16 protein-coding genes are annotated in these 13,350 nt (G+C 71.0%); 7 read left to right on the forward strand and 9 right to left on the reverse strand.

The genetic code is table 11. The features are described from left to right. From PV363_RS10040 to PV363_RS10050, 3 genes are all read right to left on the reverse strand, one after another. On the reverse strand, nucleotides 1–276 hold a 276-nt coding region (locus PV363_RS10040; RefSeq protein ID WP_366525470.1), incomplete at its 3' end, for a VOC family protein. 79 nt (nucleotides 277–355) lie between these two features. Next, complete coding sequence (locus PV363_RS10045) at nucleotides 356–646, reverse strand: helix-turn-helix transcriptional regulator (RefSeq protein ID WP_308289366.1); 291 nt, start codon at nucleotides 644–646, stop codon at nucleotides 356–358. Next, entirely contained in the window at nucleotides 639–1,313 is a 675-nt protein-coding gene (locus PV363_RS10050) for a GNAT family N-acetyltransferase (protein ID WP_301022255.1), read from the reverse strand. The genes PV363_RS10045 and PV363_RS10050 overlap by 8 nt, the downstream gene beginning before the upstream one ends. Before the next feature lie 80 nt (nucleotides 1,314–1,393). Here PV363_RS10050 and PV363_RS10055 point away from each other — a divergent pair, with 80 nt between their 5' ends. Next, nucleotides 1,394–2,044, forward strand: coding sequence for a TetR family transcriptional regulator C-terminal domain-containing protein (locus tag PV363_RS10055; RefSeq protein WP_220341050.1), 651 nt, complete (start codon nucleotides 1,394–1,396; stop codon nucleotides 2,042–2,044). Here the strand turns inward: PV363_RS10055 and PV363_RS10060 are convergent. Continuing rightward, nucleotides 2,026–2,637 carry a GyrI-like domain-containing protein gene (locus PV363_RS10060; RefSeq protein WP_301022256.1) on the reverse strand — a complete coding sequence of 204 codons (612 nt, stop codon included), beginning with the start codon at nucleotides 2,635–2,637 and terminating at the stop codon, nucleotides 2,026–2,028. The two genes, PV363_RS10055 and PV363_RS10060, sit on opposite strands and share 19 nt — an antisense overlap. A 54-nt stretch (nucleotides 2,638–2,691) precedes the next feature. Continuing rightward, a complete protein-coding gene (locus PV363_RS10065) occupies nucleotides 2,692–3,651 on the reverse strand; it encodes a helix-turn-helix domain-containing protein (protein ID WP_301022257.1) in 960 nt (319 codons plus the stop codon). Between the two features lie 71 nt (nucleotides 3,652–3,722). On the opposite strand from PV363_RS10065, the gene PV363_RS10070 reads away from it, so the two are divergent. Further along, nucleotides 3,723–4,781, forward strand: a complete 1,059-nt coding sequence (locus PV363_RS10070) for a saccharopine dehydrogenase NADP-binding domain-containing protein (protein WP_301022258.1) — start codon at nucleotides 3,723–3,725, stop codon at nucleotides 4,779–4,781. 91 nt (nucleotides 4,782–4,872) lie between these two features. After that, nucleotides 4,873–5,304, forward strand: a complete 432-nt coding sequence (locus PV363_RS10075; protein ID WP_301022259.1) for a DUF1203 domain-containing protein — start codon at nucleotides 4,873–4,875, stop codon at nucleotides 5,302–5,304. Between the two features lie 168 nt (nucleotides 5,305–5,472). Here the strand turns inward: PV363_RS10075 and PV363_RS10080 are convergent, their stop codons facing one another. The 4 genes from PV363_RS10080 to PV363_RS10095 form a co-directional block, all read right to left on the reverse strand. Then, nucleotides 5,473–6,030 (reverse strand): TOPRIM nucleotidyl transferase/hydrolase domain-containing protein, encoded by a 558-nt coding sequence (locus PV363_RS10080; RefSeq protein ID WP_301022260.1) that lies wholly within the window; start codon nucleotides 6,028–6,030, stop codon nucleotides 5,473–5,475. 53 nt (nucleotides 6,031–6,083) lie between these two features. Then, complete coding sequence (locus PV363_RS10085) at nucleotides 6,084–6,671, reverse strand: hypothetical protein (protein ID WP_301022261.1); 588 nt, start codon at nucleotides 6,669–6,671, stop codon at nucleotides 6,084–6,086. Nucleotides 6,672–6,749: 78 nt separating this feature from the next. Beyond that, on the reverse strand, nucleotides 6,750–7,388 hold the full coding sequence (locus PV363_RS10090; RefSeq protein WP_220365520.1) for a sigma factor: 639 nt from the start codon (nucleotides 7,386–7,388) through the stop codon (nucleotides 6,750–6,752). A gap of 115 nt (nucleotides 7,389–7,503) precedes the next feature. After that, nucleotides 7,504–10,293 (reverse strand): LuxR family transcriptional regulator, encoded by a 2,790-nt coding sequence (locus tag PV363_RS10095; RefSeq protein WP_301022262.1) that lies wholly within the window; start codon nucleotides 10,291–10,293, stop codon nucleotides 7,504–7,506. 98 nt (nucleotides 10,294–10,391) lie between these two features. Between PV363_RS10095 and PV363_RS10100 the strand changes: the two genes are divergently transcribed. From PV363_RS10100 to PV363_RS10115, 4 genes are all read left to right on the forward strand, one after another. Beyond that, on the forward strand, nucleotides 10,392–10,613 hold the full coding sequence (locus PV363_RS10100) for an FAD-binding protein (RefSeq protein ID WP_220346765.1): 222 nt from the start codon (nucleotides 10,392–10,394) through the stop codon (nucleotides 10,611–10,613). Between the two features lie 458 nt (nucleotides 10,614–11,071). Next, nucleotides 11,072–12,139: a DUF2776 family protein gene (locus tag PV363_RS10105; RefSeq protein ID WP_220341041.1), complete on the forward strand. Its 1,068-nt coding sequence runs from the start codon at nucleotides 11,072–11,074 to the stop codon at nucleotides 12,137–12,139. 9 nt (nucleotides 12,140–12,148) lie between these two features. Beyond that, nucleotides 12,149–13,033: a deoxyribonuclease IV gene (locus tag PV363_RS10110; RefSeq protein WP_139106613.1), complete on the forward strand. Its 885-nt coding sequence runs from the start codon at nucleotides 12,149–12,151 to the stop codon at nucleotides 13,031–13,033. After that, on the forward strand, nucleotides 13,030–13,350 hold a 321-nt coding region (locus PV363_RS10115; protein WP_301022263.1), incomplete at its 3' end, for an EamA family transporter. The genes PV363_RS10110 and PV363_RS10115, both read left to right, overlap by 4 nt.

Here is a 13,350-nt window from a genome sequence, read left to right on the forward strand (position 1 = left end):
GTCCAGATCGCTCGTGCTGAACACGTAAGGGCCCGGACCGGAACCCTTGGCGACGAGACGGTGCAGGGAGTCGCCGTCATCCTCGGACCGTCCCGCTCCTGGGTCGGAGAGGACGACGGTGACACCCTGCTGACCGGGGAATCCGAGGCTCACCCACCGGTGTCCGTCCGACTCGACGTCGTTGACCCCCTCGAGGCCGAGCACGTCGCGATAGAAGCCGATCGCGGCGTCGACGTCGTCCACCGTGATCGGGAAGTACTTCGCTCTGATGTCCATGCGCCTCACGCTACGGACGCGGCGACGCCGAGGCTTCTCCGATCCTGCTGAGCTGCCCTGTCCTCGGCCCTCCCCGTCCTCAGCGAAGGGGCACAGGGCGCGTGAGCAGACGCGCGATGCAGGGAGGCATCGCCTCGACCGCGTCGTGGGGCCGCGCGCGATAGGTGCTGGGCGTCTCTCCCACGATGCGCGTGAACGTCGAGCTGAAGGATCCGAGCGAGGAGGCGCCGACGGCCATGCAGGCGTCCGTCACGCTGACGCCGGCGCGCAGCAGCGCCATCGCGCGCTCCACACGCCGTGTCATCAGGTAGCCGTACGGCGTCTCGCCGTACGCGCGTTTGAACTCGCGGCTGAAGTGCGCGTCAGACATGCACGCGCGTCTGGCCATCGCTGGCACGTCGAGCGCACGCGCGTAGTCGGCGTCCATCAGGTCGCGAGCACGACGAAGGTGCGCGAGGGTCTGCGGGCTCTGCGCTTGCACCTCCCGACGGTACCGCCCCGTCGGCCGCGCTCGTCGCGATCTGACCCACCTCTGCCGTGACGGTGATCTCCGCACCGTTGCGCACGTAGGACGGGTCGCTCACCCGCGCGAGGATCATCCGCCGCGCGATGCGGTTCTCGGCACTGACGACGGCCTGGACGGCGGAGAAGTCCTCGCTCGGGACGTCGTGGACGACGGCGTCGATCAGGCGGGAGCCGAGACCTCTGCCCTGGTCGGAGTCGGCGACCACCACCGCGACCTCGGCCGTCAACCCGCCGCCGGCCGGTTCGCCGTCGCCCGTGCTCGTCGCGATCGGTGCCCACATGGCATGTCCGACGACAGCGGCGCCGCGGAAGGCGAGCACCGAACCGCCCACGGCACCGGGCCGGAGCAGATGCTTCGCGAGGGCCGGTGGTGTCTGGGGTCCGAAGCCGGTGAGAAAGCGCCGATATGAGGTGTCTGGCGACAGAGCGAGCAGGAAGGCTTCCATCGCCTCGAGGTCGTCGAGGGAACCCGCACGGAGCTCCACGTCGCTCGGCTCGACCGTCGCTGTCATAAAACCCCCCGAAAAGCAAAGACAATACGAACGATCGTATCATTTGTTAGGCTGTGGCTCTGCGCTAAGTTCGAGGAGACATGGAGACGGAGACCACTCTCGGCGACCATCCCGACGGGAGGGTGCGCCGCGGCAATGCGACGCGGCGGGCAGTGCTCCGTCGTGCCGTGGATGTGGCCTCCGTCGAGGGCCTCGACGGACTCTCCATCGGGCGCCTGGCCACGGAGCTCTCGATGAGCAAGAGCGGCCTGTTCGCCCTGTTCGGCGCGAAGGAGCAGCTCCAGCTCGCCACCATCCGGGCAGCGAAGCGGATCTATTTCGACACCGTGGTCCGCCCGGCGCTCGAGACGACCCCCGGCCTCGGGCGGGTGTCGGCCCTCCTCGCCGCATGGCTCGACTACTCGCGCGAACGCGTCTTTCCGGGCGGTTGTTTCTTCGCCAGGACGAGCACCGAGTACGCCGCCCGCGACGGCGCGGTGCGTGACGCCCTGACCACGGCGCACTACGAGTGGCTTCAGCTCATCGAGCGGTCGCTGATGGAGGCCCAGGCCCTCGGCGAGCTCGATGCCGCCGAATCAATCGACCAGCTCGTCTTCGAGCTGAACGCGTTCCTCGACGGCGCCAACCTCGACTCCCTGTTCGACCGCGGCGACACGTCCTACGACCGCGCCCGACGCGCCATCCGCGACCGCCTGCGCTTGGCCGCCCACGGTCACCCGACGACGGGCTGACGCAAGATCGTCCGCAGCGCGGACGAGTCCGTCCTGCGGGGATCGGAGAGGTAGATCTCGTGGTGGCGTCCGGACGGACGCAGCCCGTGCGCGGGAAGGAACTCCTCGTGGAGGCGTCTCAGGGTCGGACCCTCGTCGTCGTACGAGCCTCGATGGAGAATCTGCACGCTCCGGCCCTCGTCGTATCCTTCGAACCTGAGCAGACCCAGCGCCGGTAGTCCCTTCTTGCTCGCCACGGCCAACGCCTCGTCGACGATGTCGCCGGTGATCCAGTCCGGCTGAGCGATCATCATCGTCCAGTCCCACGCACTCTTGTCCCGCGTCTGGAACACCGACAGGTCGTCGGCGGTCCAGAGTCCTTCGAGCGGCGCCACCGTGTGTACCCGGTCCAGTCGCGTCTTCGCGATCGACCGGGCGCCGTACGACGTCGTGTAGAGCGCTTCGACCGCCTCTCGATAGGCGGGCGAGGTGTTGGGGTCACCGTGTCCGTCGATCATGAGGAACGACATCTCGGGGACGTCCACGACGACGAAGTCGTCAGCCTTGGGCGCGTAGAGGTCCTTGCGTTCCTTCTTGATGTCGTAGCTCGACACTGTCCGCTCCCCCGCGCCCCGTGAACGACCGGCCCCTCCGGCGTGCAGACGACCCTAGTGGCTGCGGGTCAGCTCACCGCGAAACGTCGCGCGGTAGGTGGTGGGACTGACACCAACCGTACGGACGAAGTGCCGACGCAACGTGGTGGCCGTGCCGAGGCCGCACCGGGTGGCGATCTGCTCCACCGACGCGTCGGTGCGCTCGAGCAGCTCCTGGGCGCGGAGCACGCGTTCGCGGTGGAGCCACCTCAGAGGCGTCAGCCCGGTCGCGGTGCTCATCCGGCGCGTCAGCTGGCGTGCGCCGAGTCCGGCCTCGCGTGCCAGGTCGGTGACCGTGAGCGGCTGGTCGAGGTGTTCGCGGGCCCAGTCCAGGGCAGCACCCACGCAGTCCGGCCCGGTCGGACTCACGGGTGCCGCGATGAACTGTGCCTGCCCGCCCGGTCGTTGCGCCGCCACGACCAGGCGCCGCGCGAGCCCGTTGGCGGCGGCGCTGCCGAAGTCGGAGCGGACCAGGTGCAGGGACAGGTCGAGGGCGGCCGTCTTGCCGGCGGAGGTGAGGACCTGCCCGTCATCGACGTAGAGCACGTCGGCACGCGCGCGTACGGCCGGATAGAGGCGCTCGAGCTCAGCGACGTGCATCCAGTGCGTCGCGGCCTCACGCCCGTCGAGCAGTCCGGCCGCGGCGACGACGAAGGCGCCGGTGCACAACGACGCGATGCGCGCCCCTCGCGCATGAGCCGCCCGCAGCGCGTCCACCAGGGTCGGGTCGGGCGCGGCGTCGAGGTGGTTCGTCGACGGGACGATGACGAGGTCGACCCCTGTCAGCGCGTCGTACCCCACGGTCGGCGCATCGCCGAGCCACGGCGCGGGTGTGCCGTCGGGGGTGGCGACGACGAGGGAGTACCACGCGCCGTCGCCCGAGAGGTCCGACCGGTCGACGCCGAAGACCTCGGCGGCGATCGCCGTCTCGTACAGCATCGCGTCAGCGTGCAGAGCCAGCCCCACGGTGACCATGTCGCAAACTGTACGACAGGCGTCGGTTCGGACACTGGCTGTTCAGCGGTGGCTCGCGATGGGATGGGGACATGACTTCCTCCTCCCCCGGTCCCGTCGTCGTGTACGGCGCGTACGGTCACACCGGCCGCTTCGTCGTCGACGAGCTCCTTCGACGCGGCCTCACTCCGATCCTCTCCGGCCGTGACGAGACGCGACTCGCAGCGATGACCGACGGGCGGCGCGACCTGGAGATCCGCCCGGCGCGGGTGGACGATCCCGATGCGCTGCGTACGGCGGTGGCTGGCGCGGCTGCCGTCATCAACGTCGCCGGCCCGTTCCTCGACACGGGCGTGATCGTGTCGGGTGCTGCGGTTGCCGCGGGAGCCCACTACCTCGACGTCACCGCCGAACAGCCTGCCGTCGAAGCCGTGTACGCCGCGCGCGCTCTCGATGCAGAGGAGGCGGGGGTCGCGGTCATCCCCGCGATGGCGTTCTACGGCGGCCTCGCCGACCTGCTCGCGACGTCCATCCTCGACGGGTTGACAGAGCCGGCCGCGCTCACGGTCGCGGTCGGGCTCGACCGTTGGTGGCCGACAACCGGCACACGACTCACAGGGAGCCGCAACACCGCACCTCGACGGACCATCGTCGACGGACGGCTGGCACCACTCGGCGAGTCCCCGCCGCCCGACCCGTGGGACTTCCCGGGGCTGGGCGAGCAGGCCGTCGTCGCCGTCCCGTTCTCGGAGCCGGTCCTCATCGCGCGGCACCTGCCCGTCGACCGGCTCGACTCCTACCTCAGCGCGTCGGCACTCACCGACATCCGCGATCCAGAGACCCCTCCTCCCCCGGCGATCGATGACCGCGGCCGTTCGTCCCAGCAGTTCGTGGTCGACGTCGTCGCCGAGGCGGGAAGGCAGACGCACCGCATGTCAGCCAGTGGTCGGGACATCTACGCCGCCACGGCCCCGCTGGTCGTGGAGGCAACGGCTCGGCTGCTCGACGGCCGCGCTTCCGGTACAGGTGCCGTCGCACCGGGTGAGGTGTTCGACGCCGAGGACTTCCTGCGGGCGCTCACGCCTGACGTGCTGACCCTGCGGCGGGACGTCCGCCGCGCTCAACCGTCCGCTGCTGCCGCGCGCTCCTGAACCAGCACCGCGATCCCGTCCACCTCCGCACCGGGATCACGACGTCCGATAACCGCCAGCATGCAGTGCGGTGGCTGACAAAGATCTGTCTATGAGCATGTCAATTCACGCGCTGCCCGCCTCCGTCTCGATCACGCACGCCAGGGACTGGCTCGACACCGAAGGTGGTGCTCAGCTGCGCTGTTGCCTGCGCAACAGTCGAGCCGGCGAGCGAGTGCGTCTGGGCGCCGTGACCCCGCCCGGCCCGCAAGGTGTGTACGCCGAGACCGGGCCGGTCTTCGTACACGCCGACGGTTGCGAGGGGCCGCAGTATCCGGGCTATCCGGACGACTTCCGCTCAAGGACGGTGGTCTTCCGGGCGTACGACCAGCGTGGGCAGATAGTTGGTGGTGAGATCGTCGAGCCGGGCACCGGTCAAGAGGCTGTGGCCGAGCGGTTGTTGGCGGAGCCAGACGTCGCTTTTCTGCACGTCCGCAACACGGTCTACGGCTGCTACATGTTCGCAGTCCACCCGGCGGCGTGACTCGGATCGTCGTCCACGCGCTGAGCGCCGACGAGCTCGGTCGTGTACGTGAGCTGGGCGCAGGAGGTGGTCGATCTGGGGGTGAACGCACGGAGCGCGGCGTCGGGGCACCGGCTCGTGCGCGGTGAGGTAGCCACGGATCGTGGCAGGGAGCTGGAACGGTTCGAGTCAAGACAGGGGACTCTCCCCCGGCGAGAGGGATGACGCACCAACTGCCGTGAGGGCATCGACGAGAGGGCGCGGCACCCGGTCGAGGTCGAGCGCGTCGACGAGCAGCCGCGCGTACCTTGCCTTTCGTCCACTCGTCGTGCCGAGGAAGCGCCGAAGCACCTGGTCCTCCGGCCTGTCTCGGTGGAACGGTTGTCGGGTCAGCGTGCGCCACGCGCCGTGGTCGCCCGCCGACTCGATCACCTCGAGGACCCGCGGCACGCCGAGGCTGCGGATCAGCTCGTCCTCGAGGTCGAGGTCACAGACGAACCTCGCGGTCGGGATGGCCTGGTGACGGGCGAGGGTCCGCTCGACGTACGGGGACTCGCGGACGTCGTGGAGGACAGCGACCAGCTCGGCATCATCGACGGAGTCGAGATGGCGGCCGAGGTTGGTCACCCCGCCCATCGCCACGACGGCCACCCCGGCGCCCGCGAGGTCGGTTGGCCGCCGACGCGCGAGCGCCCGCACGGCGACCTCGTCGCTCTCGCCCTCGACCAGCAGCAGCCTGCGCGGCATGGACTGACGATAGCCACGCCGGCGTCAGGAGCGGGGTCGTCCGGGTCGACGCCTCAGGCCGTCGTGTCGCACTTCCCTGTCGGCTCACACACCCGAAGGCCGTACGGGACGAAGATCTGGTGCTTGCGACCACCTGCTCGGTACGTGATGTCGAACCCGCGCGTCCGAGCGATCCCCTTCAGGGTCTTGCGGAGCTCCACGACCAGCTCCGGAGGGCTGCCTGCGCCCCCGCTGCACGGCGCAGACAACCGCGTCGTGACCGGCCGGCCATCGAGGTTCTCGTGCAGCGAGGCTTTCTCGTCGACCACCACCCCACTGTCGCCGTTGGCGGCTCGCACGGGAGCCACGAAGCCGAAGTCGGTCACTGCCAGCCCACGGGCACGACCGGCGGCCGCAACGGCGAGAACGTCGACGGCCCCGTTTGCGTCGGCGCAGAGCGGGCCGACCGAGAGCGTCAGCCTGCCCGGGCCGGCAACGCGAGCAACGGCCGCGACCGAGCCGTCTCCCTCGACGTCCTCGACCGGGGCTCCGCCGGTCACGAACGCGAGCGCTCCGATCGACGCAGCGGCGACGGCCACCACCACACCGACCGCCAGCGCAGCTCGGCGCGGCGTCTCGCGCCGCGTCTCATGGTCGTTCAACGCCGTCTCGCCATCAAGAGAAGGGGTGGTGCACCGATGGTGCCGCACGCCCGCACCGCTCTCTGCGGCAGGTCCGGACTAGGCGGCCACGTCAGCGAGCCGGGACGGCACACGCGTGCCCTCGGTGAGCAGCCGCTCCAGGGACCCCAGGTCACCGGTACGCGAGGCCGCGAAGAACGCCTGGAGGAGGTGACCGTGAGCATCGGCGTCGACTCGACGCGCACGGTCGCTCGAGAGGTGCTCCTGCCCTCGACGACTCAGCTGCCGAGCGTTCGCGGCGGTGGTCTCGAGCAGCCGGGCGATCGTCGCGTAGGGGTAGTCGAAACCCTTGCGGAGGACGTACGCCGCCAGCTCGGCCGCGGTCAACCGCTCCAGCAGGAGGTGAAGGACCTGCTCGACCTCACTGGCGCGCTCGACGTGCCCTGACGGGTCTTGGGCGGGGTCGGCGAGCCCGAGCACGGCCGGGCTGCCTGACCTCTCGTGCCGGTGGTGGGCCGACTGGATCACGTTGATCGCGAGGCGGGTGGTGGTCGTCGAGAGGAAGGCAGCGGGGTTCGTGACCTTTGCAGGGTCGGTGCGCTGCCAGCGGAGCCACGCGTCCTGGACGACGTCCTCGGCGCCGGCGACGTCGCGGACGATGCGGTAGGCGACCCGGAAGAGGTGCGTGCGGTGACAGAGAAAGGTCTGGAGGGCGGCGTCGAGGTCGTGTGGGGACATGCGGGCTCCTGTGGGACCGGACCGACGGCACCCGAGTGCCTGGGAGATCCAGCCTCCGGTCGTCGCCCCGTGCCCCGCGCCCCGGAGATCCGTGGTCCGGTGCGTGGTCGCGCGCCTACGGACGAGCGGCCGTCCCCGACGTCAGCGCGTCGCGCAGATGACGCCGTGAGCCGATCCCGAGCTTCGCGAACACCTTGCGCAGGTGCCACTCGACGGTGTGCGGGCTCAGATAGAGCTCGGCGCCGATCTCCGGGTTGGTCATCCCCTCCGCCGCGAGCGCGGCGATCTGCGACTCCTGGGGTGTGAGGGGGTCGTCTCGGCGGTCGTCGCTGGGACGGGCTCTCTCCCCCGTCGCGCGGAGCTCGCGGCGGGCCCGCTCCGCGAAGGCGTCGGCTCCCATCGCATGCAACAGCTCGTGCGCGGCACGAAGGTGCTCGCGCGCCAGCGCTCGCCTCTTCGTACGCCGGAGCCACTCGCCGTAGAGAAGGTGCGTGCGGGCGACCTGAACCGTGATGCCCTCGCCCCGCAGGTGCTCCAGCGCTGCCTCGTACAGACGGTCCGCCTCGTCCCCGGCCCGCAGCAGGGCCTCGCAGCGTGCTCGCATGCCCTGGGCCCACCCGGTGCCGACCCGAGCAGTCCGCTCGGTCAGGCGACGGAGCGACTCCGCGGCGAGGTCGTCCTCGCCACACCGGACGGCCGCCTCGACGTGCTCGGCCAGCGCCCAGCCGGTGAAGTTGAAGCCGTCGTGCTCGATCCCTGCGCGGGCTCCGTCCAGCGCTCGGTCGTAGCGGGCGAGCCCGTTGTAGAGGACCCCTTCGACATGTCCGCTGACTCCGAGGAGCGAGACCTCGCCGCGGATGGTCGCGCTCTCGCGTGCCTCGTCGAGGATGCGTGTGGCATCAGCCTCCTCACCCCGCCAGGCCGCGAGCACGAGCGCCGCGTACGTCAGCCGCGCGGAGCCGGTCGCCCTGCTGATCGCGTCACCCTCCGCGATCAGGCGCGCGGCAGCGGCGAGATCGCCGCGGTGGAGGTGCACCCCGGCTTCGAACTGCAGTGCTTGGGGCAGCACGCCGAGTGCGCCGACGTCTCGCGCGACGCGCACCATCCGGGCCGCCAGCGTCGTCCACGCCGCGAAGTCCCACAGCTGGTGGACGTAGGTCTCCTGCGCCACAGGGGCCAGCGCCAACCACCGCTGGGTCGCCCCCCTGTCGGTTGGTTCCTCGTCCGCGAACGGCCCGAGCGCTCGTCGCAGCAGCGGCGCCCCTTCGGGAAGCCCGTCGGCGAGCAGGGTGGTGACCCCCTCCAGCAGCAGGTCTGACGGGGCAGGCGGTGATGACGGCGCGCCGACAACGCCGGTCACGTAGTCACGTGCGGCGATCGCCGCAGCCTGAGCACCCGCGGGCCCGTGGACCCGACCGGAGAACACGGTGGCGCTGATCGCCTCCAGGTAGGTCTCGCGCGCGAGGGGTGACCCTTCGCTCGCGAAGGCGGCGGCTGCGTCCAGGAGCAGTGGTGCGGCCTCGTCGCTGCGGCTGCGGGCGAAGAGGACACGCGCCCGCAGGCGTACGAGCCGCGCCTGGTCCTGCGCGCTCAACGGGCACAGCACGGCGACGCCGGCCAGCTCGGACGCGGCGTCGGGCGACGCTGCAGCGACGTACGCCTCCCCCGCGGCCAACGCGCGTCGCCCACGCCGTCGCGGATCCGGTGTCGACCGCGCTGCCTGGTCGAGGAGCGCGGCCTCAGCGGCCATGCCGCCCCTGAGCCGAGCGCGTTCTGCGGAGCTCTCGAGAGCGGCCGCGACCTCCTCGTCCGGGCCGGAGCCGGCCTTCGCGGCGTGCCAGGCACGCCGGTCGGGGTCCTGGACCGGGTCGGTGGCCAGCGACAACGCGCGGTGGACCTGGCGCAGTTCGTCAGGGAGCGCGTCGCGGTAGACGGCCGAGCGTGCCAACGGGTGTCGGAACCGGACCGACTCCCCGAACTCGAGCAGGCCGGCGGCCTTCGCCGGCGCTGCGTCCGCGGTGATGCCGACGTGCCCGGCGGCCCGCGCGAGAAGGCTCGCGTCACCGACCGGATCCGCCGCGGCGAGGAGCAGCAGCAGCCGAGTCGGCCGCGGCAGGCCCGCCAGCCTCTGCGCGTAGTCGCGCTCGACTCTCGTCGACACCGATCCTGCGTCCCCGATCTCGAAGCCGTACGCGAGGTCGGCGGCACTGCGGCCCCGCGGCAGCTCCAGCAGCGCGAGCGGGTTGCCGTGGGTCTCCGCCACGATCCGGTCGCGGACCTGGTCGTCGATCGGTCCGTGCACCGCCGAGGCCAACAGCTGCCGCGCCGCGTGGTCATCCAGCCCGCCCACCTCCAACGACGGGAGGTCGGCGAGGACCGGCTCACCCTCGGAGTGCCGCACGGCGAAGACGACGGCCACCGGCTCGGCCAACAGACGACGCGACACGAACTCGAGTGTCTGGAGTGAGACCCGGTCCAGCCACTGGGCGTCGTCGACGATCACCACGAGCGGCCGCGCGTCAGCCGATGCCGTGAGCAGGCTCAGCACCGCGAGACCGACCAAGAAGCGGTCGGGCGCCTGTCCGTCCACCAACCCGAAGGCGACCTGGAGCGCGTCGCGCTGAGGGCTGGGGAGGTCGCCGAGCTGTCCGAGGAACGGCGCGCACAGCTGATGGACGCCGGCGAAAGCGAGGTCCATGTCGGCCTGGACGCCCTGCGCCCGGACCACGGTGAGGTCAGAGGCGTGGACGGCGACGTGGTCGAGGAGCGTCGACTTGCCGATGCCCGCCTCGCCCCGGACGACGCAGACAGCGGCGGCGCCGTGTCGCGTCCGATCGACGAGGTCGCACAGGATCTCTGCCTCTCGCCGACGCCCGAGCAGCTGCGTGCGGGGGGTGGCGCTCATGGGCGGCTCCTGCAGGAACGCTCCGCAATGCCGGTGTCACAGATCGCGACGCTGCTCGGTCGGGTCGACGTAGGCCTGCATTCTATCGAGGAGCGACCGTGGTGCCACGAGAGAACCAGCTCGCCACGTCTGTCCTTGTCGTCGGGACGGGAGGGTCCGGCCTGCGCGCGGCGATCGAGGTCGCCGAGGCCGGTGTGGCGGTGCTGGCGCTGGGCAAGCGACCCGTCGCCGATGCGCACACCTCGTTGGCGGCCGGTGGCTTGGATGAGCCCGGTAGCGGGCCCGGATGGCTGCGGCGTGGTCCTCCTCGGGTTTTCTAGCGAGGGCGTAGTAGTGGGCGCGGTCGACGATGTAGTTGCACGTCTCGTGCTGGTATCGGCCGGGAGCGTCGAGTGACGGTTCGAGCTCCTCGCCGTCGTGCTCTGCTCCGAGCCCGCAGTACATACACACCGCCGGCATGGGCGTCGAGGTACTCACGACCGTCCCTCCCGGTTGGCGCCCCCATGCGTCGTCCCTCCTCGATCATCGGCTCCCTACTTCTAGGAAGGTGCCGACGCCCGCGCTTGCGTGACACGAACACGACCTGGCCCGGTGCTCGAGGACTTCTTCACGAGGGCCTTCCTCGGCTCTCCCCCGCGATCCCAGGACGGACGGTGTCCCGGCAGTCCCCCGGAAGCGGCGACGAGGCACCCCCGGGCTCGACGATCGTCCTGCGCATCGTCTGATCCAGCGCCGATCGGCTCGCGGCCGGGTAGGGCCGGCCCTAGGCTCAGAAGCTGTGAGCTACGTCGAGAGCGTCGTCTTCCGCGCGATCCCGGTCGCGATGATGGCGCTGTGCCTCGGCTTCGGGCTCTACGTGTGGAACGCCGGCGATGTGGCCGACAACTTCGTCGCGGGACACGTGGTGACGTTCCTGGCCGCCATCTGCCTGTGCCTGTTCTGCACGGCGGCGACGATCATCAGGCAGCTCCTTCAGCGGTTCACGGCGCTCGACCGCGTCCTCTACCCCGTTCTCGGCTACGCGGTAGCGGCCGGAACGGCCTCGTACGGGGTGACGCTGTTCGCCGGAGCATCGGGCACGGCCCAGAGCCAGGAGTACGTGGCGGGGCACGTGGTCTTTGGCCTGGGCCTGATCAGCGGATGCGTCGCGACCGTGGCCACGGCGTCGACCAAGTTCACCCTCATCCCGGAGAACTCGAGCTTCGAGGTGGGTGACCACCACGTACGGCCGGAGGCGTTCGGCCGCCCGACCGCCCCGCTGCTGGTCGCGGTCCCGATCGTCCTCGCCGCGGTGGCGTGGGGGTTCGCCCTCGCGAACCTCTTCGGGTCGACGACCCCGGCTCGCTTCACCGTCGGTCATGTCATGGCCGGGCTTGCGTGCATCTGCACGAGCCTCGTCGGCCTGGTCGTCAGCATCGTCCGCCAGATCGAGAACAAGTACGTCGCCCGCGAGCGGATCCTCTGGCCGTGGCTCGTGGTGGCGATGGGCACCGTGAGCCTGGTCTGGGGCGTCGTGGTGCTGCTGGTGAACGACGAGCCGTACGCCCTGACGCCGGGGTTCGTGATGATCGGCCTCGGCCTCGTCTGCTACAGCATCCTCAGCAAGGTCGGCCTCCTCTCGCTCGTCTGGCGCCGGACGTTCGACCTCGCCAACCGGGTCCCTCTGATCCCGGTGACGACCGCCCTCGCGTGCCTGTTCCTCGCGGCCTTCGTGTTCCAGGCGGCGGTCGACGACACGAACCTCTTCATCGCTGCCCGCGTCCTCGTCGGCCTCGGGGCGGTCGCCTTCTCGCTGTACTCGATCGTCAGCATCCTCGAGAGCGGGACCTCCGGCCAGGCGCCCTAGAATGCGGCCGTGCCCTCCCCTGCCACCCCTCCGCCGACGCATGCCCGCAACCCGTTGGGGGCGCACGTCCCCGTCGGTCCGGGCCTGGCGAAGGGTGCCTGGCGCGCCATGCGCGATCTCGGTGGCGACACGCTGCAGGTCTTCACCGGCAACCCCCGCGGATGGGCCGCGTCCGCGGGCGACCCGGCGCAGGACGCCGCGTTCCGCGCACTCTGCGAGGCCGAGGGCGTGCCTGCGTTCGTCCACGCCCCGTACCTCGTGAACCTCGGCAGCCCGAACCCCGCCACGTACGAGAAGTCTGTGGCGAGCGTGGCCCACAACCTGGCCCGTACGCACGCGATCGGGGCACGCGGGCTCGTGGTCCACACCGGCTCGTGCGTCGACGACGGCGCGTACGACGCCGCGCTCGCGCAGGTCCGCGAAGGTCTGCTCCCGCTGCTCGACGCCCTCCCCGAGGAGGGGCCTCGACTGCTGCTCGAGCCGACCGCGGGGCAGGGGCGCTCGCTGTGCGCGAAGGTCGACGACCTGGAGCCGTACCTCGAGGCGCTCGAGCGCCACCCTCGCGTGGGGATCTGCCTCGACACCTGCCACGCCTTCGCCGCCGGCGAACCGCTGGACGAGCCCACGGGAGTCGCCGCGACCCTCGAGCGTCTCGTGGAGGTCGCCGGTCCCGGCCGACTCGCCCTCGTCCACGCCAACGACTCCAAGGACGTCCGCGGCAGCTTCAAGGACCGCCACGAGCGGATCGGCGTCGGGCACCTCGGCAAGGACGCGTTCGCCGCGATGCTCGCGCACCCGGCCACCGTAGGTGTGCCGTTCGTCCTCGAGACCCCAGGCGGCGCCGACGCGTGGCGCGAGGACCTGGCGCTCCTGGCCTCGCTCCGCCCGCAGTGAGCGCCGCCGACAGCGCCATGGAGCTGGCGCCCCGCTCGGACGGGGTCCTCGCCGCAGCCGCGCTGCTCGCCGTCACGGCAGCGTGGGGGTCCACGTTCTTCCTCATGAAGGACCTCGTCGAGGTCGTCCCGCCGGTCGACTTCCTCGCCGTACGGTTCGCGATCGCCGCCGCTGCCCTGTTCCTCCTGCGGCCGAGGACCGTGCTCGCCATCCGCGGGGACGGCCTGCGTCGCGCCGTGGTGCTCGGTCTCGTCTACGGCGGCGCCCGAGGTCATGGACATCTACCTGCGCGCCCGCGACGACGGGTCCACCGACCT

It is taken from the genome of Mumia sp. (genome assembly GCF_028803055.1).
Taxonomy (GTDB): Bacteria; Actinomycetota; Actinomycetes; order Propionibacteriales; family Nocardioidaceae; genus Mumia.

What these genes read in the sequence shown, in the direction of transcription:
- PV363_RS10045 (WP_308289366.1), bottom strand. Translation starts at nt 646, where the DNA reads ATGTCTGACGCGCACTTCAGCCGCGAGTTCAAACGCGCGTACGGCGAG.
- PV363_RS10050 (WP_301022255.1), bottom strand. Translation starts at nt 1,313, where the DNA reads ATGACAGCGACGGTCGAGCCGAGCGACGTGGAGCTCCGTGCGGGTTCC.
- PV363_RS10055 (WP_220341050.1), top strand. Translation starts at nt 1,394, where the DNA reads ATGGAGACGGAGACCACTCTCGGCGACCATCCCGACGGGAGGGTGCGC.
- PV363_RS10065 (WP_301022257.1), bottom strand. Translation starts at nt 3,651, where the DNA reads ATGGTCACCGTGGGGCTGGCTCTGCACGCTGACGCGATGCTGTACGAG.
- PV363_RS10070 (WP_301022258.1), top strand. Translation starts at nt 3,723, where the DNA reads ATGACTTCCTCCTCCCCCGGTCCCGTCGTCGTGTACGGCGCGTACGGT.
- PV363_RS10075 (WP_301022259.1), top strand. Translation starts at nt 4,873, where the DNA reads ATGAGCATGTCAATTCACGCGCTGCCCGCCTCCGTCTCGATCACGCAC.
- PV363_RS10080 (WP_301022260.1), bottom strand. Translation starts at nt 6,030, where the DNA reads ATGCCGCGCAGGCTGCTGCTGGTCGAGGGCGAGAGCGACGAGGTCGCC.
- PV363_RS10090 (WP_220365520.1), bottom strand. Translation starts at nt 7,388, where the DNA reads ATGTCCCCACACGACCTCGACGCCGCCCTCCAGACCTTTCTCTGTCAC.
- PV363_RS10095 (WP_301022262.1), bottom strand. Translation starts at nt 10,293, where the DNA reads ATGAGCGCCACCCCCCGCACGCAGCTGCTCGGGCGTCGGCGAGAGGCA.